General features: G+C 56.6%; 22 protein-coding genes. 9 read left to right on the top strand and 13 right to left on the bottom strand.

The features are described 5' to 3' along the window. Positions 1-26: 26 nt before the first annotated feature. The 5 genes from R0135_RS10430 (at position 27) to R0135_RS10410 (ending at position 5,026) form a co-directional block, all read left to right on the top strand. The gene (locus tag R0135_RS10430) at positions 27-1,316 is read left to right on the top strand and encodes an amidohydrolase family protein (protein ID WP_407346778.1); all 1,290 of its coding nucleotides are present in this window, start codon (positions 27-29) and stop codon (positions 1,314-1,316) included. 33 nt (positions 1,317-1,349) lie between these two features. After that, the gene (locus R0135_RS10425) at positions 1,350-2,654 is read left to right on the top strand and encodes an NRAMP family divalent metal transporter (RefSeq protein WP_407346777.1); all 1,305 of its coding nucleotides are present in this window, start codon (positions 1,350-1,352) and stop codon (positions 2,652-2,654) included. Between the two features lie 96 nt (positions 2,655-2,750). After that, positions 2,751-3,443 (top strand): phosphoadenylyl-sulfate reductase, encoded by a 693-nt coding sequence (locus tag R0135_RS10420; RefSeq protein ID WP_407346776.1) that lies wholly within the window; start codon positions 2,751-2,753, stop codon positions 3,441-3,443. Further along, positions 3,443-4,354 (top strand): SDR family oxidoreductase, encoded by a 912-nt coding sequence (locus tag R0135_RS10415; RefSeq protein WP_407346775.1) that lies wholly within the window; start codon positions 3,443-3,445, stop codon positions 4,352-4,354. Before R0135_RS10420 ends, R0135_RS10415 begins: the two co-directional genes overlap by 1 nt. Next, positions 4,355-5,026, top strand: coding sequence for a DsbA family oxidoreductase (locus R0135_RS10410; protein WP_407349905.1), 672 nt, complete (start codon positions 4,355-4,357; stop codon positions 5,024-5,026). Between the two features lie 11 nt (positions 5,027-5,037). Here R0135_RS10410 and R0135_RS10405 read toward each other — a convergent pair whose 3' ends face one another. Together R0135_RS10405 and R0135_RS10400 are read right to left on the bottom strand one after the other, a co-directional pair. Further along, positions 5,038-6,393 carry an aminotransferase gene (locus R0135_RS10405; RefSeq protein WP_407346774.1) on the bottom strand — a complete coding sequence of 452 codons (1,356 nt, stop codon included), beginning with the start codon at positions 6,391-6,393 and terminating at the stop codon, positions 5,038-5,040. A 38-nt stretch (positions 6,394-6,431) separates the two neighbouring features. After that, positions 6,432-7,343, bottom strand: coding sequence for an MBL fold metallo-hydrolase (locus R0135_RS10400; protein WP_407346773.1), 912 nt, complete (start codon positions 7,341-7,343; stop codon positions 6,432-6,434). Between the two features lie 141 nt (positions 7,344-7,484). On the opposite strand from R0135_RS10400, the gene R0135_RS10395 reads away from it, so the two are divergent. Together R0135_RS10395 and R0135_RS10390 are read left to right on the top strand one after the other, a co-directional pair. Continuing rightward, complete coding sequence (locus R0135_RS10395) at positions 7,485-7,958, top strand: (2Fe-2S)-binding protein (protein ID WP_407346772.1); 474 nt, start codon at positions 7,485-7,487, stop codon at positions 7,956-7,958. After that, positions 7,955-10,168, top strand: a complete 2,214-nt coding sequence (locus tag R0135_RS10390; RefSeq protein ID WP_407346771.1) for a molybdopterin cofactor-binding domain-containing protein — start codon at positions 7,955-7,957, stop codon at positions 10,166-10,168. Before R0135_RS10395 ends, R0135_RS10390 begins: the two co-directional genes overlap by 4 nt. 11 nt (positions 10,169-10,179) lie before the next feature. Here R0135_RS10390 and R0135_RS10385 read toward each other — a convergent pair whose 3' ends face one another. The 7 genes from R0135_RS10385 to R0135_RS10355 form a co-directional block, all read right to left on the bottom strand. Next, positions 10,180-11,430 carry a hypothetical protein gene (locus tag R0135_RS10385; protein WP_407346770.1) on the bottom strand — a complete coding sequence of 417 codons (1,251 nt, stop codon included), beginning with the start codon at positions 11,428-11,430 and terminating at the stop codon, positions 10,180-10,182. Between the two features lies 1 nt (position 11,431). After that, complete coding sequence (locus R0135_RS10380; RefSeq protein ID WP_407346769.1) at positions 11,432-12,148, bottom strand: ABC transporter ATP-binding protein; 717 nt, start codon at positions 12,146-12,148, stop codon at positions 11,432-11,434. A 22-nt stretch (positions 12,149-12,170) separates the two neighbouring features. Then, the gene (locus R0135_RS10375; protein ID WP_407346768.1) at positions 12,171-13,406 is read right to left on the bottom strand and encodes an ABC transporter permease; all 1,236 of its coding nucleotides are present in this window, start codon (positions 13,404-13,406) and stop codon (positions 12,171-12,173) included. Beyond that, positions 13,403-14,632: an ABC transporter permease gene (locus tag R0135_RS10370; RefSeq protein ID WP_407346767.1), complete on the bottom strand. Its 1,230-nt coding sequence runs from the start codon at positions 14,630-14,632 to the stop codon at positions 13,403-13,405. Before R0135_RS10370 ends, R0135_RS10375 begins: the two co-directional genes overlap by 4 nt. Continuing rightward, positions 14,629-15,405, bottom strand: coding sequence for an outer membrane lipoprotein-sorting protein (locus R0135_RS10365; protein ID WP_407346766.1), 777 nt, complete (start codon positions 15,403-15,405; stop codon positions 14,629-14,631). The genes R0135_RS10370 and R0135_RS10365 overlap by 4 nt, the downstream gene beginning before the upstream one ends. 100 nt (positions 15,406-15,505) lie before the next feature. Further along, the gene (locus R0135_RS10360) at positions 15,506-17,131 is read right to left on the bottom strand and encodes a tRNA-dihydrouridine synthase (protein WP_407346765.1); all 1,626 of its coding nucleotides are present in this window, start codon (positions 17,129-17,131) and stop codon (positions 15,506-15,508) included. A gap of 67 nt (positions 17,132-17,198) precedes the next feature. After that, positions 17,199-18,668, bottom strand: coding sequence for a protein adenylyltransferase SelO (locus R0135_RS10355; RefSeq protein WP_407346764.1), 1,470 nt, complete (start codon positions 18,666-18,668; stop codon positions 17,199-17,201). A gap of 113 nt (positions 18,669-18,781) precedes the next feature. Between R0135_RS10355 and R0135_RS10350 the strand changes: the two genes are divergently transcribed. Further along, positions 18,782-20,725, top strand: a complete 1,944-nt coding sequence (locus tag R0135_RS10350) for an amidohydrolase family protein (protein WP_407346763.1) — start codon at positions 18,782-18,784, stop codon at positions 20,723-20,725. Between the two features lie 24 nt (positions 20,726-20,749). Here the strand turns inward: R0135_RS10350 and R0135_RS10345 are convergent, their stop codons facing one another. The 4 genes from R0135_RS10345 to R0135_RS10330 form a co-directional block, all read right to left on the bottom strand. Continuing rightward, a complete protein-coding gene (locus R0135_RS10345; RefSeq protein WP_407346762.1) occupies positions 20,750-21,778 on the bottom strand; it encodes an LLM class flavin-dependent oxidoreductase in 1,029 nt (342 codons plus the stop codon). 10 nt (positions 21,779-21,788) lie between these two features. Continuing rightward, entirely contained in the window at positions 21,789-22,205 is a 417-nt protein-coding gene (locus R0135_RS10340) for an ester cyclase (RefSeq protein WP_407346761.1), read from the bottom strand. Between the two features lie 165 nt (positions 22,206-22,370). Next, positions 22,371-22,925, bottom strand: coding sequence for a hypothetical protein (locus R0135_RS10335; RefSeq protein WP_407346760.1), 555 nt, complete (start codon positions 22,923-22,925; stop codon positions 22,371-22,373). A 135-nt stretch (positions 22,926-23,060) separates the two neighbouring features. Then, on the bottom strand, positions 23,061-24,032 hold the full coding sequence (locus tag R0135_RS10330) for a nucleoside hydrolase (protein WP_407346759.1): 972 nt from the start codon (positions 24,030-24,032) through the stop codon (positions 23,061-23,063). A 202-nt stretch (positions 24,033-24,234) separates the two neighbouring features. On the opposite strand from R0135_RS10330, the gene R0135_RS10325 reads away from it, so the two are divergent. Then, complete coding sequence (locus R0135_RS10325) at positions 24,235-25,836, top strand: amidohydrolase family protein (protein ID WP_407346758.1); 1,602 nt, start codon at positions 24,235-24,237, stop codon at positions 25,834-25,836. The last annotated feature ends 1 nt before the right edge of the window (position 25,837 follow it).

Below are 25,837 nucleotides of genomic sequence, written 5' to 3'. Positions count from 1 at the left end.
TCGCGGTGAACAAAAGGAATACCGTAATGAAAACATCCATGAAAATCCTAGGCGCTCTGGTTCTATTGCCCACGCTGCTTTTTACCCCGCTCGCAACTGCCGTGACTGCCATGGTTGGCGGCACTGTTGTGAACGTAGACGGCGGTGCCGCTTTAGACGATGCCGTGATTCTCATTGACGGTGAGCGTATTACAGCGATGGGTAGCCGTGCTGATGTGTCCATCCCAGCGGATGCCCAGCTGATAGATGTGTCCGGTAAGTGGCTGATTCCCGGGCTGATGAACATGCATGTACATCCGGGTTTGATATTGCCAGGCAAGATGGCTAACGAGCTGGCCAACGAAACCGACCCAGCCCTGGCTTTGCGCATGGCCGCGGCAGCACGTGGCATGTTAACGGCCGGAGTCACGACTATCCGTATTCCCGGTGATGATCGCCATGCCGACCTCGCACTGGACCGGTCTATTCGCAAAGGTGAGTCCGACGGCCCGCGTATTTTTTCGGCCGGTGAGTCACTCATCATTACCGGCGGCCACGGTTCAAAACCCGGGGTTGTATATGCCGATGGCCCCGATGAGTTGGTCAAAGCTGCACGACAACAGATTAGTCTTGGCGCCAGCTGGGTAAAAATCCTGATTTCTGGCGGTATTGCGACTGACGGCGGTGATATTGCCGAGGCACTCATGACGCCTGAAGAAATCAATGCGGTGGTGGATGCGGCGCATCGCTACGGCGCCAAGGTTGCCGCGCATTCCGGATCGTCCATCGCGACCACCGTGGCGGTGGATGCCGGGGTGGACAGCATTGAACACGGCTACACGCTGGATAAGAAGGTGCTGCAGAAGATGAAGCGCGCCGGGACCTGGCTGGTGCCCACCATTGTTGTCAGCCAGCCAGCGACGGCCCCCTTCTTTGAGCGCATTGGATCGCCGCAATGGTATCTGGATCGCCGGGATTCTGTGGGCAAGCAACACTGGGAAGCACTGCGTACAGCGGTTGATGTGGGCGTGAATATCGCTCTGGGTACGGATCAACTTCCCCAGGAGCCCAACGATGGTACGACGGCGACGGTGCGCGAGGCCGAGTATTACGTCGAAGCGGGTATGACGCCTTTGCAGGCACTACGCTCTGCAACTGTTCAGACCGCCAAGATGCTGGGCGCCGAGGATTCCATTGGTTCTTTGGAGGTGGGTAAGTACGCGGATATTGTTGCGGTGGGCGCCGACCCAAGTGCCGACATCAGCGCTTTGCGCAGCATTAGCTTTGTTATGAAAGGCGGCAAGGTTTATCGCGATGATGAAGATCTCGCCAACTAGACAATCGGATTTAACGGCCCAGGTGATTCAGCGATGATTCTGCGTGTGTTCAGTAAGCTTGTAGGCCCCGCCGCGGTGATGGCCGCCGGCACCATGGGCGCGGGGGCGGTTGCGTCTTTTTTGTTGGCCGGCGCCTGGTTTCGCTACGATCTTCTGTGGGTGATTTTGGCGATGCTGCCAGTGTTTGTGGTCTCTGTGGATACAGCCTCTCGCATCGGTGCATTAAACCCGGATCAGGGGATGTTTGCGCTGGTGCGAAGCCGCATCAGTGCCAGCTTGGCGTGGATTATTTTGCTGCTCATTGTCCCGGTGCACTTTTTGGTGACCATGGGGCAGATTTCGGTGATGTCATCCGCGTTTATGGCTCTGCTGGGTTTGCCAATGGCGCCCGCCGATTTTTCGCCAGGTATTTGGGTTCAGGTGTTGCTGTCACTCGTCCTCAGTGGGGGCGTACTTTGGTTGGTCTTCTCTCGGGGCTACGAACGTATGCAGCGCGTCATGACGTTACTGATGGTGCTGATGTTCGTCTGTTTCTTTGTTGTTGCGCTGCGTGGATTGGTAGAGCTGCCAGCGATCCTTGCCGGCTTTATACCGTCGCTACCGGCCGACCTCCCTGTACCGGGCAGTGATACACCTCGCATTGCCACCAGTTCGATCATTGCCATGGTGGGTGCGGCGGTAGCGCCGGCTGCCTTGTTAGGGATGCCGTATCTTTGCGCCGACGATGGCGGCAATCGCGAGCAACTGGCTCAGGCCTTTAGACAGGCCATCATCAATATGGGTTTTATTTTTGGCGCTTATGCAGTGTTCGTGGTCGTTGCAGGTGGCTATGCACTGCACTCCTTGGCCGGTCATGCGAGCTTTGCCGATGTGGGGCAGGCATCGGCGGTGTTCAGGGATGCGCTCCCCGGCGTGTTTGCCACCCTTGGACCGACGATATTCTCTCTGGGCTTGTTCACGGCAGCGATGACCACACTCGTGGTGGCGGCACAGGTCACTATTTACTTCATGCTGGATATGGCCGGTCAGGAGTGGCGTTTTTCTGCAGAGAACGCGCTCTATCACCGTGTTCTCACTGTGTTTGTACTGGCGGCCGCTGCGCTGGCGCCGTTTTGGGACTTTCCGGCCTTACTCAAGGTCATTCTGCTTATGGGCATTAACGTCGTTGTGATCCCTCTGGCCTTTGTGATTGTGATCCTGCTGGCAAACAACAGCACTGTCATGGGTGAGTTCAAGGCGCAGTGGTGGCGCAACGCCATATTGTTTATTGGTCTTGCGGTCTCCATCGCGCTGGCCGTAGATAAAGCACCTCACTACTATCGTTTGTTGATGGGCTGATATTCCCTCCGAGTATTAGCAAGAAACAAAGCCGTCTAATACTCTTTGGCCTAATGCCAGTAGACTTCCCGCCTCATAAATATCAGCGGGCAACGAGTGGATATCCTCGACAAAAAAGATCTGGAAGCGCGAGCCGATAAGGTGGTTGAGCAGTTGCACAGTTATCTGGATGCCGGCAAAAAAGTGTTTACTACCAGTTCGTTTCAATCCCAGAGCCTACCTCTGCTGCACATGATCAGCCGGGTAGATCGCGATATTCCCGTGTATTACACCAACACTGGATTTCTTTTTGCACAGACCATTCGCTTTGCCGATCAGTTGGCCGAACGCTTGGGTCTGAATGTGATCGCCCTGCGTCCCGAAGTGCCCAAAATCAAGCAACTGGATCGGGAGCGGCGCTTTTTATACGCCTCGGACCCCGACCATTGCTGTTATCTGAACAAGGTGCAGCCTCTGGAGCCGGTGCTCAGGGAGCATGACATTTGGGTGAACGGCGTGCGTTCGGATCAAAGCTCGGTGCGTGCGGCGATGCAGGTCGAAGAGCCTGCGCAGCACGGCTGTACACGTTTCCATCCCATGCTGGGTTGGGACTCACGCATGGTGTACTTCTACCGCAAGACCCATGATCTTCCCGAGCACCCCATGGAGGCGCAAGGGTACCTCAGCATTGGCTGTGAGCCCTGCACCATGAAGGCCTTTGGCGAAGGTAACTCTCGCAATGCGCGCTGGTTCGGCATGAACAAAACCGAGTGCGGTCTCAACACAACCTTGGTGTCGGGCGGTAACTGATGAAAGTTATGGTGACCGGCGGCGCCGGCTATATTGGTAACGAACTGGTGTATCGACTCTCTGCCGAGCCCAGCATTAAAGACATTCTGGTCTACGACAATCTGTGCAAGGGCAACTACAACCTGTTCACGGGTTTACGCAAAGTGCCGGGTAATAACGTGCGTTTTATTCAGGCGGATATTCTGGATTCGCGCAGTTTGCGCAGCTGCATGGAAGGCATGGACGTGGTGATTCATCTGGCGGCTAAGGTAGAAACGCCCTTTGCCGATCAAAATGCCCATGACTTTGAGCAGACCAATCATTGGGGCACCGCTGAGGTTGTCTACACCGCCGAGGAAGTGGGCATTGGTCGTTTAATCTACTTAAGCAGCCAGTCCGTTTATGGGCAAGGCGAAGTCACGTCCGCAGATCATCCCCGGGTGCCCAGCAGCTACTACAGTATTTCCAAGATGCGTGGCGAAGAGCACGTCATGCGGCTCATGGAAAAGATCCCCGTGCAGCTGCTGCGCTGTGCCAACGTTTATGGGTATTCCAAGAATTTGCGCTTTGAAACCATGGTGAATCAATTCGTCTTTGACGCACATTTTACAAACCGCGTGGCCATGCATGGCGACCCCAACCACACCCTGAGCCACATCAGCGTCTATCGTCTGGTGGAAGTGCTCGCGCGCATGATCAAGCGAGATATGGACTCGGATGTGTACAACCTCTCGCATCGGGATTTTTCTTCCATGGATCTGGTCGATTCACTGAAGGAGCTTTATCCGGATCTTGAGACGATCTTTGTGGATCAGCATATTCCGCTTTATGATCTGACTATGCGCTGCGATGAGCGCCTGCAAGAAATGCTTCCCGGTGGCTCCACCATGGCCGAAGATTTGGTGAAGTTTCGGGAGCTGTTTACCTTCTAGATTGAGGAACGCGCTATCACAGCTCTAGCCCTGAAAGTCGATATTGTCTCGGACGTTGTTTGTCCCTGGTGCGTCATCGGTTACAAGCAGTTCGAAAAAGCCTTAGCGGCCTTACCCGGCCGTTTTGACGTGAGCGTGCATTGGCGGCCCTTTGAGCTAAACCCCCAGATGCCGGCCGAGGGGCAGGATCTTCGGGAGCATATCGCGCAAAAATACGGATCTACCGCCGAGCAGAGTCAGCAGGCCAGAGCCCTGCTATCGAGCATTGGTGACTCTCTGGGCTTTCACTTCGATTATTTTGATGGCATGCGGGTTGTGAATACGTTTCGTGCGCACCAGCTGATTCATTGGGCAGCAAACCAAGGCAAGCAAACCGAACTGAAGCTCGCGCTGTTCTCTGCGTTTTTTAGTGAGCGTAAGGACGTTAGTGATGACCAGGTTTTGGTATCGGTGGCAGGCAGCGTTGGTCTGTCAGAATCTGAGGCCGAGCAGGTGCTGAGCTCAGAGCGTTACGCCGATGAGGTTCGCGAAGATCAGCGCTGGTGGCTGGATCGGGAGATTCACGCGGTACCGGCCTTTATCTTCAACGATAAATATTCTGTGCTCGGTGCACAGGAGGCCGATACCTTTGTAAAAGTCCTGACCAAACTCGAAGCCAAGGCCGTTGCGTAAAAGTCGGCCGCTTAACTCGCGGCCTTAATCAGTCCCTCGCTGTGCACGTGTTCCAGCGTGGCATCCAGCCCGATACCCAGCTTCTCTACCAGTTCATCGATCTGCGTTTTTGTGATGATCAGAGGCGGGCACAGAGCAAAGGCGGTTCCTGCCACGGGCCTGCCGATGAGTCCTGCTTCGGCACAGGCATTGGTCAGGAAGCCTGCAACCGACGGTGGAAATCCTTCTCCCGTTGATTTGTCGCTCACCAGCTCAAGGGCAGCGATCAATCCTCTGCCGCGAACTTCACCCACCAGTGGATGATCGCTAAAGGGCGCGAGTTTTTCCTGCAGGTAAGCACCGGTCTCGGCGGCTTTTGCAAAAATATTATCCCGCTCGTAAATCTCCAGTGTTTTTAGCGCCACTGCACAGCCTAAAGGGTGCCCTGAGTAGGTGTAGCCGTGACCAAAGACGCCGACTTCTGACACGGGCTCAACCAGGGCCTCGTAGATATCGCCACGCACCACCGATGCACTGATAGGTACGTAAGCCGAAGACAGCTGCTTAGCTAGCGTCATGAGCGCGGGCTTTTCGATATTCATGGTGGTGCAGCCAAAGTCGTTACCGGTACGCCCGAACCCGCAGATGACTTCGTCGGCCCAAAACAGGATGTCGTGCTCGTTCAGCAGCGCCTGCACTTTTTCGTAATATCCGGCCGGCGGAACGATGACGCCACTGGCACCGGTAATCGGTTCTGCAAGAAAGGCCGCAATTGTGTCTGCCCCTTCAGCGAGGATGAGCTTTTCTAGATTGCCCACGATGCGATCCACAAAAGCGTCTTCGGTTTCGCCGGGGTTGCGACCCTTGTAGTAGTGAGGATGATCTGTGCGCAAGATTCCCAAGGCATCCACCGGCGCATCAAAGTGCGTGAGGTTGGCGGGTAAACTGGTGAGGGCGCCGGAGGCGACGGTGACGCCGTGATAGCCGCGCTCCCGGGTGATGATCTTTCGCTTCTCGGGTCTACCGGTGGCGTTAGCGTAATACCGCAGGATCTTGATAAAGGTATCGTTGGCATCACTGCCCGAGTTACCAAAGAAAATCTTGGCATTGTCTACCGGCACCATGTCTCGAATCTTGTCGGCCAAAGCCATCATCGTCGGGTGGGTCTTGCCACCGAAGGCGTGGTAGTAGGACAGCTGGCCCATTTGCGCAGTGGCTGCGTCGATGAGCTCCTGATTGCCGTAGCCCAAAGAGGTGCACCACAGTCCGGCCAAACCTTCGAGGTACTGCTTGCCCTTGTTGTCGTAGACGTAAACGCCTTCGCCACGTTCCACAACGATCTGTTCTGTGGCTTTAAAGTTAGTGGTTGGATAAATGACGTTGGTCATAAGGATTGCCTCGTGCTTCAGCCCTTGCTGGTTTGTTGTTATTGCCCTGTTTCTAATGGAAGCATACCGCTGTCTATTGCCGCAGCAAAATCATGGGCAACAATGACCTCGGTGTTTGGCTGACTATCCAGGTCCCTTAACCACAAACGTAGTTCCTCGGTGCGCGCAGTGTTCTCGGGAACAAAGATAGTGCTATACAGCCAGCCCTTGCCGGTGTTGCTCAGCAGTTTGCTCTTTACGTTTGAAATATCACCACTCATTAGCCAAAGCGTTTCGCCGACGTTGACTGCAAAGAGCGTTGATCCCGGGGTATGACCGCCCAGAGCTACAATTCCAAGGCCTGGAAATTCGCTCAAGGTGCTGAGGCCTTCACCGGTGACAACCACTTGCTCCAGACATGATGACTCTAGCTGTGCGGCACTCTCTTTCGTGTGCATGTTGTGTTCGCCGGCTTGCCAGGTGGTCTGATAGACGCGAGCGCCCTTACCGCGAGTAGCACAGAATGCATCCACTCCCTGAACGTGGTCTGTGTGCAAATGCGTAAAGCCCACGCCGTCCACAGAGTCAATAGTGCCCCCCAACAGCTCTGCAGCGCTGTCATAAAATGTGACGGGACCCATGTCTGGCGATAGCTTTGCAATCAGCTCCCCGAACTCTTCACTGGCTTTGCGGTCCATGGCGGCATCGATCATGAAGCGACGACCATCGGGCCAAGTGATGACGACCACGGTATGGCCCAATGTTCTGCTGGGACCCGCCTGCGACGACGATTGGGCAATGCGAATAGAGACAGGTCCGTCGGGCACCGTAGAGATGTTTCGTAAATCGGATTCTGTGGGCAGTCGCGGTGCGATATCTCGAATTTGTAAATGTGCCGGACCCAGGAAAACGCCCAGTCCAATAACAGTAAGCAAAAATAATGCGACGAGTATTCGTAACAACCAGCGCATACGGGAGACCTCAGGTCCTGAGAAGGATTGCAGGCTACCATGGCGCAGCAAGCGGGCAAGTCTGGCATTCAATGCCGCTGTATTTTCTGCTCAGCGCGCTATAGTCTGGTGTACTAAAGTGAGTCGTGAAAAGGGTTCAACATGCTTAAGCTCAACGTCAACGGTAAATCTGTGGAGGCGGATGCCGATCCAAGCACCCCTCTGTTGTGGGTGCTGCGGGATCACCTGGGCCTCACGGGCACTAAATACGGCTGTGGTATCGCTCAATGCGGTGCCTGCACCGTGCATGTGGACGGTAGCGCGATACGTTCCTGCGTGTACCCCGCCAGCGCGGCGGTCGGTAAAGCTATCACCACTATCGAAGGCCTGTCCGAGGATGCCAGTCACCCGGTGCAGCAAGCCTGGGTAGAAATCGATACGCCCCAATGCGGTTACTGCCAGCCGGGCATGATCATGGCGGCGTCTGCCTTGCTGTCTGAGAATCCCAATCCCAGCGATGAGGATATCAATCAGCGGATCACCAATATTTGTCGCTGCGGCACGCTGCCGCGAGTGCGCGAGGGGATTCATCGAGCCGCTGCGATCGCCGCCGGTGATGAAGGAGCGAAGTCATGAATATCAGTAAATTGATGGGTTCTGCACAAGACGGTCACACAGCGCCATCCGGCCTTGTCGATATTAGCCGCCGCCGATTCGTCGTGGGCTCCGCAGCCGCAGGTGCTGGTCTTATGGTGGCCATGCAGCTGCCATTGGGTAGCGTGGGTGCGCATGCGCAAGATGGCGCCACCGAAGTAAACGCCTGGGTTTTGATTGACACCGACGAGACAGTGACGATCCGTATAGCCCGCGCCGAGATGGGGCAGGGCACTCTTACAGGTCTCGCGCAGTTGGTAGCCGAAGAGCTTGAATGCGATTGGGACAAGGTGAGTTGGGAGTTTGCCTCTCCCGCAGAGAGCCTTGCTCGTAAGCGCGTGTGGGGTAGTTTTGCTACCGGCGGCAGCCGCGGGATTCGTGGCAGTCACCAATATGTTCGAGAAGGCGGTGCACTGGCCCGCGAGCTGTTGATCATGGCGGCGAGCAAAGAATGGGGAGTACCAGCATCGGAGTGCGCCGCGAAAAAGAGCATCGTGACGCATACGCCCAGTGGGGCCACCATGACCTACGGTGAGCTTGCAGCGACGGCAGCAACACTCAGCGCACCAGATTCCGTGACGCTCAAAGATCCCAAGGACTGGGAGCTTGTGGGCCAGCCCGTAGCGCGTCTGGATACCCTCGATAAAGTCAGCGGCAAGCTGGAATACGGCGCCGACGTGATGCTGCCGGGTATGCTGCACGCTGCCATCCATGCCTGCCCGGTCTACACGGGCAAGCGCAGTAGCTACGACGCTGCCAAAGCCAAAACCATGCCCGGTGTTCGCGCAGTGCTGGAGGTGGGTGATGATGCCGTTGCTGTTGTGGCCGACAGCTGGTGGCAAGCCAAGACCGCACTGGACGCTGTGGAGATTGAGTGGGAGACCGGCGAGGTCGGTAAAGTTAACAGCGAGAGCATTCGCAAGATGCTCGAAGAAGGCCTGACTGCCGATGATGCCTTTGTGGGTAACGAGCACGGCGATGTTAAAGCAGCACTGGCCAAGTCCAGCAATACGCTGAGCGCTGATTACAGCTATCCCTACCAGAACCATGCGCCCATGGAGCCTATGAATACCACCGCGCTGTGGACCAAGGATCGTTGCGAAGCCTGGGTGCCAACGCAAAATGGCGAAGCGGCCCTTGAGGCAGTCGCCACTGCGGCGGGCTTGTTCCCTGAGCAATGCGAAGTACACCGAATGATCCTCGGTGGTGGCTTTGGCCGCCGTGGCGCCCACGACTTTGTGGAGCAGGCCGTACAGATCGCCAAGCAGATGCCCGGCACACCGGTGAAGTTGCTGTGGAGTCGCGAGGAAGATCAGCGGCGCGGCTATTACCATCCGGTCACCCGCAGTCGTATGACGGCGGGCATCGATAGCAATGGCAAACTCGATGCATTGCATGTGCGCATTTCCGGACAATCGATCCTGGCTTTCTTTAGGCCGGCACTGGGCGAACCCGAAAAAGATCCGGTGGTGTTTCAGTCCATGGCGCCCGAGGGTGATCACTCGATGATCTATGCCGTGCCAAACCTGCTTGCGGACCACGCCATGCGCAACACGCATCTGCGTCCCGGGTTCTGGCGAGGCGTGAACATTAATCAGAATGTGTTTTACATGGAGAGTTTTGTGGATGAGCTTGCGCGGCAAGCTGGCACAGACCCTCTGGATTACCGCCGCGAGCTGTTACAAGAGAGCCCACTGGCTCTTGCTGTACTGGAAGAAGTCGCCAAAAAAGCCGGCTGGGGCCGAAAAATGCCCGAAGGCCATGGATTGGGTCTTGCCGTGTGCAAGGCCTTTGGTAGCTATGTCGCGGGCTGCGCAGAAGTGGCAGTGGTCGATGGCAAGCTACAGATGAAAAAGATCTGGGCAGCTACCGACCCGGGCTTTGCGGTAAATCCCCAGCAGATCGAGGCGCAGGTGGGCGGATCGTTTGTCTATGGACTCAGTGCTGCGCTATACGGTGAATGTACCGTAGAGGACGGTCGGGTCGTGGAGGAGAACTTCGATAGTTATCCCTCCCTAAAGCTTGCCCAGATGCCCGAGGTAGAGGTGAGTGTTATGCCATCCGGTGGTTTCTGGGGTGGCGTAGGTGAGCCGACGATCGCGGTCGCGGCACCGGCGGTGCTCAATGCCGTGTACGCGGCAACCGGGGTGCGAATCCGTCACTTACCCGTGAAGGATCAGGCGCTGGCGTAAGCAAGGGAAGCTTAAAAGTACCAGGCCAGTTGAAGGAGTACCGAGGCGCCGGTTCCCAGGGTTCGGGCTTCTTCTGTGAAAGGTAAAGACAGTCCGCCGAACTCGGTGCCGGCGGGCCCCACAGGAATATTGGCAGCTCCAATAAGCTGCCAGTTGTCTGCCAGGTCCCAGTTGATGCTCAGTTGCCCCAGGGCAGAACGGTCGCCCAGATTGTAAAACAGGCTGGGTGTGAGCTGGATCAGAGGATGCATTTCAATACCTACTGATGCAGCCAGATAATGTCGTCCTACCGAGAACAACTCCCCGCGCCGAATGCGCGCCACAAGGTCCGGCGAACTTAAAAACCCCGCTGCGCCGTAATCTGATTCGCGCAGACCAAATCCGTTAAAAAAGTACTCGATGGACCCACTCATATTGTGGCCTCGTGCTACCCAGGACCATGAGCTGTTGATTACTGCGCTGGCTGTCCAGCCATTGATCCCGTCGGTAAGCACAAGGTCCCCGCGGAGGATGGCGTCGCCCAAGTTAGTGGATCCGCCGACACCGAGCATTGACTGTTCAAAGTGTTCGGCTACCAGAAGGTCGATCTCCCGCGTGGCCGAGAAACCGTGGTACTTGAGTGCGTAGGAGCGTGCCCGAGCGCTTGCGTTCCCCTGAGGGTCCCGGCGCTGCACCGCAACGGCCTGCCAATCACTGCCGTTGTCCAATAGCCGTTGTCCGTAGAGCATGTCGTCACCCAGCTTGTACTCCGTATCAATGGCTGAGGGGTCGAAGGGGTTAAAGAAGTCCATGGGGTTATAAAACAATCCATTGCCCCAGCTCACGGCCTGCCTGCCTAAACGCAGGACGGTTTTTTCGCTGCGCCAGTCCAGGTGCAGACGGTCCAGCCGCTGCACTGCCTCGCTGTCACTGCCCTCGTGGAGGGTGTCGCTTAAATTCATCCACCGAAGGGAGTCCAGCGGTAAAACCGGTTGGGCCAGGGCCGGATCAGGGAGGGCACGGTTCAGCTCTACCCGGGATCCTTGAACGGCCAGCAACTGGTAATGCGCCGAAAAACTCCAGGCGCCAAAGTCGGCCCGGGTGTTAAGGCGGATGGCCGCCCCCAAATCATGCGCAGGAGTTCCCACAAAGTTGCGATAGATGCTGTCATCTTCGAACTGCGTCAGCTGCCCGCGTACTTTGGCATGGCCCCGCTCGAGCTCGAGCCCCTGCGCCAGAGCCAGGGTAGGCAGCATCAGGACAATGCCAAGAGCAGCCCTCAACTTATGGTTCCATGGGTCGTGGTTCCTGGGGGCGGTCCGTATCAATACGTCCGTCAATCATGGTTATGCGACGAGTTGTGCAGGCCATTACCCGTGGGTCGTGGGTCGCGATAACGAAGGTGATACCATGCTGCTCGTTAAGGCGCGTAAACAGGGCCATGAGTTCTGCAGCACTATGACTGTCCAGATTGGCCGTAGGTTCGTCAGCCAACACCAGACGTGGACCGCTGGCAATCGCCCGCGCTACAGCAACCCGCTGTTGTTGACCACCGGATAACTCCGCCGGTCGCCTGTCGGCATGATCATCCAGACCCACTTCCTGGAGCACCGCCAGCGCTCGCTCTCGTCGCTGCGCTGCAGACATACCCTGTACCTGCATGACAAAACTTACGTTCTCTTCAGCAGTGAGTACGGGAATCAGGTTATAGGCCTGAAAGACAAAGCCGATGGAGTGCAAACGCAGTTTGGCCAGGGCGTTGCTTGAGAGCTGATCCAGGCGCTGGCCTTCAACGGTGATTTGGCCCTTGTCCGGGCGATCGAGGCCACCGATGGCATTGAGTAGCGTCGTTTTACCCGATCCGGATGGCCCTGAAAGACTCACAAACTCTCCAAAAGCCACATCCAGGTCGACGTTATCGAGCGCCACGATAGTGCTCTCGCCCTGATGAAAGTGGCGGCTGAGCTGCCGGCAAGCGATGATGGGAGCGGAATTGTTCATGACCAAGTAGTCTCCTTCACGGCTAGCCCTGGTGTGCGATTGCCTGAACCGGATCAAGGCGCGCGGCACGCCAGGCCGGCAAGGAGCTCGCCGCCAGCCCCAGCCCCATTACGACCACCGCCGACATAATCACATCGTCCGGGTACAGCGCTGGATACAGCACGCTATCCATCGTCATCATCTCCATGCCCTGTGCCACGGATGACAGATCGATACCATTGCGTAAGGACAGCACACTGCCTACACCGATGAGGCAGCCGATGCAGAGTCCGATGAACAGCAAAAAAGCGCTTTCCAGCATGACCTGCGTAATAATCAGCCCCGGACTCATTCCCAGAGCCTGCATCAGGCCAATCTCCCGGGTACGTTCAAACACCGCCATGACCAGCGTGTTGACCAGTCCGAAAGACAGCACAGTAAATATCACGAGAATAAAAATTAGCGCGAAGCCATCCTGTACGCCGAGCATGGTGCCCAAAAAACTGTCCAGTTCGTTCCAGGGTAAAGTCACTACCGTGTCGCCAGCTGCGGCGCGCAGTCCCTCAAGCCAGACATTCACGCTGCGGTAGTCGTCTCCCGTTACCGCAAGTTGAGAAATTCTGTCGCGCATATTTAACAGGGACTGTGCTGCATGCAGGCCGGTGTAAACATAGGCTTCCTCGCTGGCTTGAATGCGCGCGGTGTAAATACCCACAATTTGCGCGCCCCGTTCTACCAGCTCGTTGCTCGGATCCTGAGAGGACAAGACGATGCGTTTGCCAAGACCGGTCTCCAGGCGTTGGGCGAGGCGACGGCCAATCACGACGCCCCGATCATCGGGATCCTGGAGTAAACGGCCTTCGATGGCAGCTTTAGGGCCCGCACTCATTGCCTGCTCCCCCGCCGGGTCGACCCCGATCAGCAGTACACCCCGGGTGTCTCTGGCACTTGAAATAACGGCAGGAACCCTTACCCGTGGTGTCCAGGCAAGGATATGGGGTTCGGCTTTCAGCCAGCTCTCTAACTGCTCGCTGGGCTTTGTAATACTGTTTACGACGCTGGGGTCGCGGCCATAGTCCGGGTGTTGCAGCTGCGCCTGGCCCGGGAGCGTGTTCAGGCCATTACTGACCATTTGATCGGTCATGCCACGCATGAGTGCGTTCATAAAAATCATCGCCCACACGCCCATAATGATCGCGGCAAGCATCACGGCCGTGCGACGGGGTCGGCGCCACAAATTGCGCCAGGCTAATGAAAGCAGCAGCGTTATATTGCTCATACAGCCTGCATCGCTTCTACAGGACGCAAACGAAACAGCAGCAGCGCCGGATACACGGCGGCGAGCAGTACGCCCACAAATACAGTGAGTGGCCCCCAAAGTGTCGTAAGCACACTGACCTGGGGGTACATGCGACCAGAGAGATTAAAGCGCGCGGCCAATTCCTCCATGCCCGGATAGGTGAAGCCGTGGACACTGAGATACCAGGTGAGTGCCAGCCCCAGGCTTAAGCCAATGACCAGACCCAAAGCGCCCAGCAAACAGGTTTCCATCCCGACCAAGCGCGCCAGTCGCCCGGGACTCAGGCCCAGGGCCAGCATGACGCCAAACTCGTGAGTACGTTCCAGCACGGACATGAGCTGCGTGTTTAACACCGACAATGCGACCAGCACTATCAGTACCGCGTACATGAACCAGGCGCTGACCAGATCCGACTTGATTGCCTGTTTGAGTCCCGGCTGCAGCTCCTCCCAGGTGCGCAGAGCAAGGGAATCGCCTGACGGTAGAAGTATTTGGATGTTTGCGGCGACGCTGTCGAGGTCGTTTAGCGCATCGAGACGAATCACCACGCTGTGCGCTTCGCCACGCATAGAAAAGGTGTCATCGAAAAACGCCAAAGGAACTTGAGCCAGCGTTTGATCGACCTCGGGGAATCCGCTTTCGATGATACCCACGATCGTGGCGATGGAGGCTGCTACCGAACCATCGCGACCACTACCCAGGAGCACGAGTTCGTCATCCACAGTAACTTTTAGGTTTTCTGCCAAACGGGCGCCAATGACAGCCTCGGCTGCGGATCCATCCTTAAGATAGCGACCCTGTTTTACCAGTCCGGGCAAGGACGACACAGTCGGTTCCCCTGCGGGTTGAACGCCCACCACGCGAATACCAAAGGAGCGTTCTGTGCCGGCTGCCAGTGCAAAGCCTGTGGCACGCACGGTCACGCCGCGAACGCCCGGAATCTGTGCGATTTTGTCGGGCCACTCTGTTGCGCGTGGCACGGTCTGTCGCATGCGTTCGTCTTCGAGATACTCAGGATGCTGTATCTGCAGGTGCCCGGTAACTGATCCCAGCATGTTGTCGATCATCATGGCGTAGACCCCAAACTGCAGCGAGATCAGCCCGACCAGCAGGATGTTGCATAAAATCATTGCACCTACAGTGAGCCAGGTGCGGCGCCGGTGTCGCCACAAATTACGCCAGGCCAGCACCCAGGAAATGCTCATCTGCGAGGATTACGGAGATTGGAGAGAGTGAACTGCGCATCGGAAAGCGGCACGTCAAAGGCTAAATCACGTGTGCGCATCTCGGTCCATTCGTGCTCGTTGTCCGTGCGCGTCATACGCATGACCGAGGCGACCGGGCGACCGGAGAACTCACGGATCTGTGTGGTCTCCAGAGATTTTACCAAGGCCCCATCCTGATCGTAGAAGGCGTGCTCCAGGAGTACCCAGTCATCGCGGATGGTCAGCTCCTCGTGACCCCAAACCACCGCGGCTTCTGGCAGCGGTACAGACTTGATCTTATAAATTCTGTGCTCGCCGTCCTGGCGGGTTTGGCGTAGTTCATGGGTGTACTGGTCAATAATGTCGGCGCTGCGCGATACATCCCGGTTGGAGAAGTCACTGCCCATCCAGTTCTGATTCATCATCGAAGCAGGGATTTTGATGACGCGATTGATTTTTGGTGTGTAGGTCCACATATTGCCGTCGACAGACAGGGTGCCATTGCCGGCATCGCGAACCGGTTCTAGCACCCGAACAAGGCTGCGGTCATCGCCCGCCGTGAGCACAGACATGGCCATTGTTCGTTCCCAATCGGGCCGATGGATAGTCATGCTCATTTCGCCGCGGGAGCTGGTGCCACGAAAATGCTCCACAGCCGCTTTGACAATGTCTCGGGCAGAGTCCTTTAAAGAGTCCTGTACAGAGTCCTGTACAGAGTCCTGTGCAAAACCCAGTGTGGGAATCCAAAGAACAAGGACCAGTAGATAGCGCACGCAAGTCTCCAAAAGACTAATCCACCTTGAGACTAGTCTTTGGAGATTGGTTTTACCTTGATCTAGGTAAAGTTTTTAGCGGTTAAACACCGGGGGCTGCTTAGGGGTTCAGATCGCTCAAAAACGGGCCGTCTACGCAGATGCGGCGTCCGTCTGGCGTCGCGCAGGCACCACAGATGCCAACGCCGCACTTGGTCATGTAATCCACGGCGCTAAGTATTTGTTCTTCTTTGACAAAGTCGCGCTGTACGGCAATGGCTGCCCGCACCATGGGCTCGGGTCCGCAGTTGTAGAACACCAGCTGTTGCAGTTCTTCTTCGCTCATACCGTCCAAGCGCTCGCGTAGCATCTCGGTCACCCGGCCGTGATACCCGCGGCTGCCATCGTCAGTGGCTACGTGCAGCTCGGCGACTTCGGCGCATTCGTCTAAAAAGTACAGGCGGTCTTCGCTGCGTGCTCCCACAAAAAACTCTGAGTTGCCAAAATCCCGCGCAATTTGATACACCGCCGCCAGCCCCGTTCCGCCCGCTACGGCCATGATGTGTGCGCCTTCCGGCGGCGCCACGGGAACGCCGTGGGGGCCCCGCACATAGGCCTCGGTGCCGATTGGTAAGTCCATCAAGGCATGGGTAAATTGGCCCACATCAATCACCACAAGGGTGAAAGGGTTGTCCACAAGGGCCGAGAACGGCTTTTCGCCCAAGCCCGGTATCCATAAATAGATGAATTCCCCGGCCTGAATGTTGATGGGTCGGTCAAAGGTGAGCAGGGCAATGTCTTCGCAAACGCGCTTGTTTTCTACCAGCGTGACGGGCTCAAACTTCATGTCGATGTCGTAGCGAATCATTGCCTCGGCAAAGTCTGTGCGGCGCTCAAGGTCTTTTTCGATCTGCAAGAAATAGCTACCGATCTCTTCGCTATTCATGCCGGTAAGCGCAGACCCCACGCCGATCACATCAGCGCCCGCTTTAAAAGCCTCGTCGACATCTGATGCACTGGAGAATCCTCCGCAGCCGACAATAGGCAGGTCGCTGACTTCGCGGATCTCGCGAATGCACTTAAGCGCAATAGGCAGTACGCCTTTGCCGGACATGCCGCCGACGCCATTCGATAACACCGGCTCGCCGTGAGAGGAGGTATAGCCGGGCCCCACTGTATTGATGGCACAGAAGCCGTCTGCTCCGGCGTCAGCTGCAGCCTTGGCGATGGCGCCAATGTCCGGCGTGTTCGGCGTTAATTTGGGAATCACGGGCACATCTACTGCGGCCTTCACTGCGGCGACGATCTGGGCGACCACCACCGGGTCCTGTCCCATGGCCATGCCATAACCGCTGGCGTGGGGGCAGGAAAGGTTGAGTTCCAAGCCATCGGAGAACGGGGCCAATAGCTTTGCGACCTCTACAAACTCTTCGACGCTACCGCCGAATATTGAGGTCAGTAAAAAGCGATCGGCGGGGACTTTGAGGTCCCGTATGCCGGCCAGAGCCGCTTCTGCGCCGGGATTGGTGAGGCCCACGGCGTTCACAAAGCACCCCGGTGCGTACTGAGAGTAAACCGGCTCGCGGTTGCCCGCGCGCGGCGCTAAACCAATACTTTTTGTGGTGATGACGCCGAGCTGCGGCACATGGTCAAAAAAGTACTGGATGATTGACGGTGCGGTGGTCACGATTCCCGAGGGAATTGTGAAGTGGCCGGATAGGGTCTTACCAAAAAATTCGATGCTCAACGCAGCTGCCTTTCAAGATTGGGGATTGGGCGGATGTCTGGTTCCCGATTATACGGCGCGCGTGGCCTCAGGTCCCGCAGAAGGTGCGCGTTACCCGCTCCTGAGGCTTGGCCGGCAGCGCCAGGTCGTGATCAATACTGCTGTAGCTCACCGAATCAGCAAGGCGGGCCACTAAACGATGGAACAGCGCATAGTCACCGTTCTCGCCGTCTTCAATCGCGCGCTGAATAAGGTGGTTGCGTGGTATGAATGCCGGGCTTGCCGCAAACATTCTCTTTTGCCGCTCTTGGGGGTCAGCGCTTTCGACCTGCTGGCGTTGCATCCAGCGAGGCAGCCATTCCAGTAGTTTCTGGCCGGGGGAGAACAGCTCGCCTGCCCCCGTATTCTTGGCACCCGGATTGACCTGGTCGGCTAAAAATCGGAACGCCAGTGTAAAGTCGGCTTGATCTTCCTGAAGTGCGCTAAAGAGCGCGTCTGCCAGAGCATTATCGGACTCGTTCATATCGCTCAGGCCCAGTTTGTCTGCAAGACCTGTCTGATAGGCGGCCTCAAAGATCCCGGGGAAGCGCTGAAGGGCCGTTTTGGCATGGGTTACCGCGGTATCGGTGTCCTCATGGATCAACGGTAGCAATGTTTCGGCCAGGCGCGACAGGTTCCACTGGGCGATACCCGGCTGGTTACAGTAGGCATAGCGGCCTTGCTGATCGATGGAGCTAAACAGCGTTTCGGGGTGAAACTCCTCCATAAAGGCGCAGGGTCCGTAGTCCACGGTTTCTCCGCACAGCAACATATTGTCGGTATTCATAACGCCATGCACAAAGCCCAGCAGCTGCCAGCGGGCTATGAGTTTTGCCTGGGCTTCGATTACCGCTTCAAGGAGTGCTACTGCAGCGTTGTCGGCGCCCAGACGCTCCGGGTAGTGACGCTGGAGTATGTAATCGACCAGGGTTGCCAGAGACTGCCGATCCTCGCGCGCAGCAAAGTACTGCATTGTTCCGACCCGGATATGGCTGGAAGCGACGCGGGCAAGAACTGCGCCGGGGGCGATGCCATCGCGTACCACGCGCTCCCCGGTGGTCACCGCTGCCAGTGCTCGCGTTGAGGGCACGCCAAGCGCCGCCATGGCCTCGCTGACAATGTATTCGCGTAGCACAGGGCCGATCGGGGAGCGCCCATCACCACCTCGAGACCAGGGGGTTCGTCCGCTGCCCTTGAGCTGCAAGTCGTAACGATGTCCGTTTTTGTCCAGAATTTCGCCAAGGAGCACGGCCCGGCCATCGCCCAGTTGGGGGTTGAAGTGTCCAAACTGGTGACCCGCGTAGGCTGCGGCGACAGGCTCTGAGCCCTCGGCGATGCGATTGCCGGCTAAAACATCAATGCCGACCGAGGATTCCAGCCATTTGGGGTCGATTTGCAGTTGCCTGGCGAGGGGCTCGTTGATCGTGATAAGCGCGGGATTTTTTACCGGGTCCGGCTCTTGAGCGCTGCTAAAAGGCGAACCCAGCGCGGCAAAGCTGTTGTCAAAGGGGATAGGCATTGTCGCTCCGAAAATTCAGCGGTGGAATAGGCTTGGCTTGCACCCGCAGCATGGTTACCCTTCTGAGCTCTCACGGCAAGGATCGTCCGTAACGAATTTAAAGGAGATAGCAAGTGCAGTTGGTTGATCAGGACGGGCAGAACGAAACAGGCGAGATCGCCGACAAGGAGTGGCAGGACAAGGTCGATGACTTTGCCTGGGACGTCTTGTTTAGAAATGCCACGGTATTTGATGGAAGCGGTGATGCCCCCCGTCGCATGGATATTGCTGTTCGCCGCGGTCGCATAGCGGCAAAGGGCACCGCACTCCCCGAGGCACCCGCGCGGCGCATTGTTGATGCCAGCGGCCAGTGGTTGATGCCCGGTCTTTTGGACATCCATACGCATCTTGATCTTGAGGTTGACCTGGATCCGCGTCTCACCGAAGTGGTCCGCCATGGCACCACCACGGTGCTTTTCGGGAATTGCAGCCTGGGGACCTGTTTTGGCCATCAGCGCGATGACAGTGGTCAGGACCCCATCGTTGATTGCTTTACGCGCGTAGAGAACATTCCCAAGCCGGTACTGCGCAAGTGCGTTGACGCTATTAGCTGGTCTGACACCGGTGGCTATATGGACCATTTCTCACACATGCCTCTGGGGCCCAATGTGGGTGCTTTTGTGCCGCATTCGATGCTTCGGGTGGAAGTCATGGGTATGGAGGCCGCGATCAGCCGCGACCCCACTGAGCAGGAATTCAAGGAGATGGAGTCCGTGCTTGAGCGGGCCATGCAGCAGGGCTATCTGGGCCTGTCTACCGACGGGCTGCCCTTCCATTATCTGGCTAACGAGCCACACACGGATAAACGTATCCCCACGCAGTTTGCCAGTTTTAAGGAGTTGCGCCGCTTGCTCAAAGTCGTGCGCAAATACGATCGCGTTTGGCAGACCACTCCGATTATCGAGAACCGAGCTACGGCGCTGCTGTATTTCACGCTCACCAGCGGTCGTTTGTTTAAAAAGACGCTCAAAGTGTCTGCCTTATCGGCTATGGAGTTGGTGTTAGCGCCGCGTGCGACAAAGGCCTTTTTGGGCTTTGCCAAACTGATGAACAGCTGGCTGTTCAAGGGCAGTCTGCATTTTCAGGCGCTGGGCACCAATTTTCGCGTCTGGTCCGATGGCATCGTAAGTCCGCTCTACGAAGAACTGCCATCAACAGCGCAGCTTATTGCCCTTGAGTACGACGATGCCGAGGGACGTCATGCGCTCATGCACGACCCTGTGTGGGTAGAGCAGTTCAAGAGCGACTGGATGCACGGACGAACCGGTGGCGACTGGGCAAGTTTTAAGGCAAAGATGGGTATGCCTGATCATCTGGTGATTCGTGATCTGCATCGCCTGGTCTTTGACGGTGCGCCGGTCGCTGACTGGGACGGCGAGCGTTTTGATCAGGTGCATCAGCGCTTGCTTGCGTTTATGGACGGTGACGCGGCACAAGCCCGGTCAGATGCCGAGCGTGAGGCGTTTAGCTCGCTGGAGCAGCGTCCCGAAGACGATGCAGACTTTATGTTGTTTTTGATGCGTCGCTACGACAAGAGCTTTCGCTACTGGGCGGACGTCTCCAATATCGACAACCGCGCGACGATGGATTACCTCATGCACCCTCAGGCGCTGCCGGGCTTTAACGATTCCGGTGCCCATCTGACGAACATGGCGTTTTTTGACGGCAATCTCATGTCTCTTAAGCTTGCCCAGCAGCAAGGTGACGCAATGGTCGCCAAGATGGTCAAACGCCTGACCCGCGAGCCGGCTGAGTTTTTCAACATTGATGTCGGCACGCTGGATTTAGGTGCGCAGGCAGATATGGTGTTGATTGATCCAGAGGTGCTAAGAGACTGGGATTGCAACGACACTCGGGAATACATTTATCGTGATTTGTTTGGCCATCACCAGATGGTGAATCGGCCACCGGCTATCGTGCGCGAAGTCATGATCCGGGGGCAGCTGGTCTGGGAAGATGGGCAGTTCACCCAGGCATTGGGCGCAGAAACGCTCGGTAGGGCGCTGCGCGCTGCTTAGACTGAAGCTTCGGGTATTGTGACCTTAGGAAGCAAGCTTCCTAAGGTTCGCTCCTTCGTTTGCTTTCTGTCCCATGGCCATGGCCTGAGCGAGCAGTTCAAAGGAACGCACGCGTGCCTTGTGGTCCCAGACGGCAGCCGAGACCATGAGCTCGTTTGCGCCGGTGGCGTCGATCAATGGTTGGATTTTTTCCACAATCGTCTCCGGGGAGCCATAAAACGAGCAGGCCAGCATTGATGACACCTGTGCTTTTTCGGCACTCGACCAGAAGGTCTCTATATCGTCGATCGGTGGAGGCAGCTTGCCACGACCGCCGCGCACCATACGGGTAAAGGTCTGCTGTGACGAGGTGAAGAGCCTCTTTGCCTCCTCCTCTGTGTCGGCAACAATCACGTTGCAGCCGATCATCACATAAGGTTTGGCAAGCTGCTCTGAAGGCTCAAAGCGCTCCCGGTAGATTTGCACTGCCTGCATGAGCGCCTGGGGCGCAAAATGCGACGCGAAGGCATAGGGCAGACCCAGTGCTGCACCGAGCTGCGCGCCGAACAGGCTGGACCCGAGTATCCACAGCGGCACATTGGTGTTTTCGCCGGGGATAGCACGGACCGACTGTTGCTCCTGCGGGGGCCCTAGCAAGCTGCGCAACTCCATCACGTCCTGGGGAAAATGCTCCGCCGAGTCCGCCCCACGGCGCAGCGCCCGCAGGGTGTTTTGGTCGGTCCCCGGCGCCCGGCCAAGGCCGAGGTCGATGCGACCGGGAAACAACGTCGCGAGCGTGCCGAACTGTTCGGCGATCACCATGGGCGAATGGTTGGGCAGCATAATGCCGCCGGCACCCACCCGTATGGTGCTGGTGCCCCCGGCAACGTGACCGATGCACACGGCGGTGGCCGCGCTGGCAATGCCGTCAAAGTTATGATGCTCAGCCAGCCAGAAACGATGATAGCCAGCAGCCTCTGCGTGCTGTGCCAGGTCCAGGGCATTGGCCAGTGCATCGGCGGCGGTGAAACCTTCGCCGATGTTGGCCAGATCAAGTACTGAGAGTTTAGTCATGCAATGGACTTCAAGCCCAACCTAATTGTTGAAGGCTAATAGTGTCATTCCATATCTTCGTCATATGCTTAAGTTGCTCACCATCAAATTCCATGTGGTAAACGTAATCTCCGGCAATGCTCTTTCCTGTTGGCGGCACGGGACCACCCTCACCGGTTTGTGTGCCATGAAACACAGCGAACGCTGCCACGGATTTATCGGCCTCATCTGCGGCGAAAAACTTTAGTTCGTAGTGCCCATCAGGGATTGGCGTTAGCAAGCCCTTCATCCACTCACAATAGCCTTCGAGAGTAGAAATCTCAGCCAATGCAGTCGTTTGTGAGGAAAACGTCGCGTCAGAAGTGCAGAAGGCGTTGCAAGCATCCCATCCCTTGCCTGTTTCGCACGCTTCAAAAAATTGTCTTGCTGTCCCGAGGATATTACTCATTGCTTAGCTTCCTTTGATGAAAATCTTGAATGGTTGCTTGGGCCTCAGAACCGGCCGGTGGATCATCATAGATGAATGTCTCATCCTGAGCGAAGGCAATCTCCAGCGATGTCCCGAACAACTTGCAGAGAGTGCCAAGCACAGGGGATTCCCCATCGGTATTTCTTACGCAGTCAAATACAGTACCAGGGCGGCATACAATGCAAAAACAATGCTGATCACACTGAAATTGTTTGGCCGTAATACGACCCAGAGCATCAGGAGTGCACCAACGCCCGCCAGCATAACTGAGTAAAGCGGGTCATTACCCAGTAGCCGAATGTTGAAGTATGGACCGACGGCAAAGTAAGCAAGCATCGACGCAGCGGAAATCCGACCCAGGGACTGACTGTGACTGAGAAAATCCAATTCCTTATCGCTGGCTACATCGTAGTCTTCGACGGGCAGCGCCAACTCTGCGGCGCCGTAAACAAACACCGTGCCGGCAACAAGAAAGAAAAAGTCCACGATGGTCCAGTCCTGGAAATCGCGCAGCTCCCAACCGGCCCACCACATCTGCAGGATAAAGATCAGGATGCAGAACGCCCAAACAGCTGTTGCCCAGTGAAAGTTTATTCGCCGGTGCGCGCGGATAAGCCCGCCGACTTGGCCCAGCAGCCGAGTAAGAGCAAGGCCGAGGACAATCGAGATCGCGACGAACATGTATTCGTGCTGGGTCACTAGGTTCTTCCGGCGGGTTCTAAAGCGTCAATGTAGATTACAACCGGGAGTATTGACAGCCCATGTGCGCGCTTTGATGACGCCGGGTATGTAGATCCCGGCCATGCCATTTCCAAAGTTAATACCCAGCTAAAGCTACTCGTTAAACACGCTAAAGTACTCAAGGAAAAATGCTTCGGCGTTAACGCTGCTTGCGACCTCGGTCATACTCGTTGAGTTTGGTGCAAACGATGTCACTCCCGGTGTGGGTTCGCTCTGAAGGTCTACGCTTATGTTCCCAGTGACAAAGCTACACAGCTCGCGATTAAACAGCACTGCCGCCGCCAGCGGGTCGTGAAAATGCAAAAGCTCGCGCTCCTGGAACCAAACAGCTGACCAATCCAACACAATCTCCAGTAGCGGGTCGCGCTGAAAATGTCGGGCCACTTCTGCTGGACTCATACTGACCTGCCAGGTGATGTCCAGGCCTATAGCCCTGATTCGTGGTACCGGGGTAGCAAAAACCTGCTTGGCGGCGTGGGGGTCCACGATGATATTCCATTCTGTCGGGCCCCAGGGGGTTGGATAATCCGAGTATTTGCCGCCCATGACCACCAGTTCTGCGAGCAGCCCGGGTATTTCTGGATCCCGGGCAAACAGGGTGGCGATATTGGTTAGCGGGCCTACCGCCAGCAGGGTGATTTGCTGTGGGTGGGCACGAATGGTCTCGCGCAGAAAATCTATGGCCTGATCATTTGCGAACCGGGGTTGGGCGCCCTTGAGTCGCTGGGTTTGGGGCGCTTCGGTTTGCATGGACTCCACGACCAGGGGCGACTCGATGCCCGGATAGATCGGCACCTCGACCTCTGCAGCACGACATAGCGCCGCAGCTAACTGAGCGCGGCCCTGGGCATTGCCGCTAACGGTAGTGATGCCCAGCAGTTTGCAGCGGGGTTGACGGAGTAAGTACGCCAGAGCCACCGCATCGTCGATGTCACTGCCAATATCGGTATCGAGCAGAATCTTGCGATGTCCGCCCGATTCCCAGGCCGAGCCTGCGGATGCGTCTAAAGCGCTTAACAAAGGAAGCAGTAAGCTTGCGTTCGTAAACTGTCGTCGGTTTATCACGATCTCACCGGTGCTCCCTATGGATGTAGCTGTGATTGAATCCAGCGCTCGTTAGCGTGAGTGCAGCTTGTCGTTCTTGAGGCAGTATAGCGGCGACTCCTTTGTCGAAAAAAAACTACGTTATGCTTGCACAGTGCCAATAACAAATAAAAAGGGGTTTTTAATGTTTGGATTGATAAACGGCCAAAGAGCGCCATCACCCATGATCAAGACGCTCGCGAGCGTCACCTTGATATGCGCTACCGTTGGCTTGACCGCAACTGCCGCCGAAAACAGACCCGAGCCCGGAGAGGAGGGCATAGCTTCGGCGCTTGCTGCAGGCTTTGCCCCGCCAAAGTTAGCGCCTCTTCGGGGTGATGAAGCGCAGGGTCCTTTCGATCGATTAATCATTAAGAACGCGATGCTGGTGGTGGGCAATGGTGCTCCGCCGAGAGGGCCGGTAACTATCGAGGTTCGCAAGGACCGTATCTATTCCATCGGCGGTGGGCATTCAAACGATGCCGATGCTGCCGGCGCCGAGGTCATCGATGTTAACGGTGGTTATGTGCTACCCGGCTTTGTCGATGCCCATACGCACCTGGGAACCCCCGGGCACGCGCAGGCCGGGGCGCTGACAGACTCCGAATACGTACTTAAGCTGTGGCTCGCCCACGGCGTAACCACAGTCCGTGATGTGGGCGCGGTCATGGGTTTGGCTTGGACGCTTAAACACCGGGAACTCGCTGCAGCCGGTGAGATCAGCGCGCCGCGAATGCGTGTTCACGCAATGTTCCCGCCCTCTACCGCCACGGCGGATCAGGCCCGCGATTGGGTCAAGGCTGTTCGCAAACGCGGTGCGGATGGCGTTAAGTTTCGTGGCGCTCGGGCAGAGCCTTTTGCTGCGGCGATGGAAGAAGCCAAGCGTCTGGGTATGAAAACTTCTTATCACCATGCGCAGTTGTCGGTAGTGCAGACCAATGTGCTTGATAGTGCGCGTTTGGGCCTCGATAGCATGGAGCATTGGTACGGGCTGCCCGAGGCGATGTTTGATGATCGTGTGATTCAGGATTATCCCCACGATTACAACTACAGTAATGAGCAGGACCGTTTTGGTGAGGCAGGGCGTTTGTGGATGCAGGCCGCAGCGCCGGGCTCGGAGACCTGGCAGCGTACGCTTGCCGAGCTTGTGGACCTGGACTTTACGCTCTCACCAACCTTCACCATTTATGAAGCTAACCGCGATCTTATGCGAGCGCGTAACGCCGATTGGATGGAAGACTACGTACCGTCCTATATGGCGCGGGCCTTCGAAGCAGATCCGGATATTCATGGCTCTTACTTCTTTGACTGGACCACCCAGCGAGAAATCGACTGGAAGCAAAACTTCGGACGTTGGATGGAATTTGTGAATGACTACAAAAACGCCGGTGGACGTGTGGTGGTGGGTTCTGACGCTGGATTTATCTACAAAGTGTATGGTTTTGCCTACATCAGAGAGTTTGAGCTGCTGCAGGAGGCGGGCTTTCATCCGCTTGAGGTGATCAAAGCGGCCACCCTGGATGGCGCGGAGCTTTTGGGCCTTGATCAGGAGATTGGCACTGTAGAAGTGGGTAAAAAAGCGGATCTAGTAATAATGGATGAGAATCCCCTGGCTAACTTCAAGCTGCTGTACGGCACGGGACATCGGCGCTTAAACCTTGAGACCGGCACCGTGGAGAGAGTCGGTGGTGTTCGCTACACCGTACGCGATGGCATCGTGTTTGATGCGAAGAAGCTGCTGGAGGATGTGCGGGAGCTGGTCGCTGCAGAAAAAAGTGAACGCTAGG

The sequence above is a fragment of the Congregibacter variabilis genome (assembly GCF_045689235.1).
Lineage (GTDB): Bacteria > Pseudomonadota > Gammaproteobacteria > Pseudomonadales > Halieaceae > Congregibacter > Congregibacter variabilis.
The sequence above is the reverse complement of the archived record's forward strand: the minus strand, read 5'-3'. Positions and strand labels throughout refer to the sequence as shown.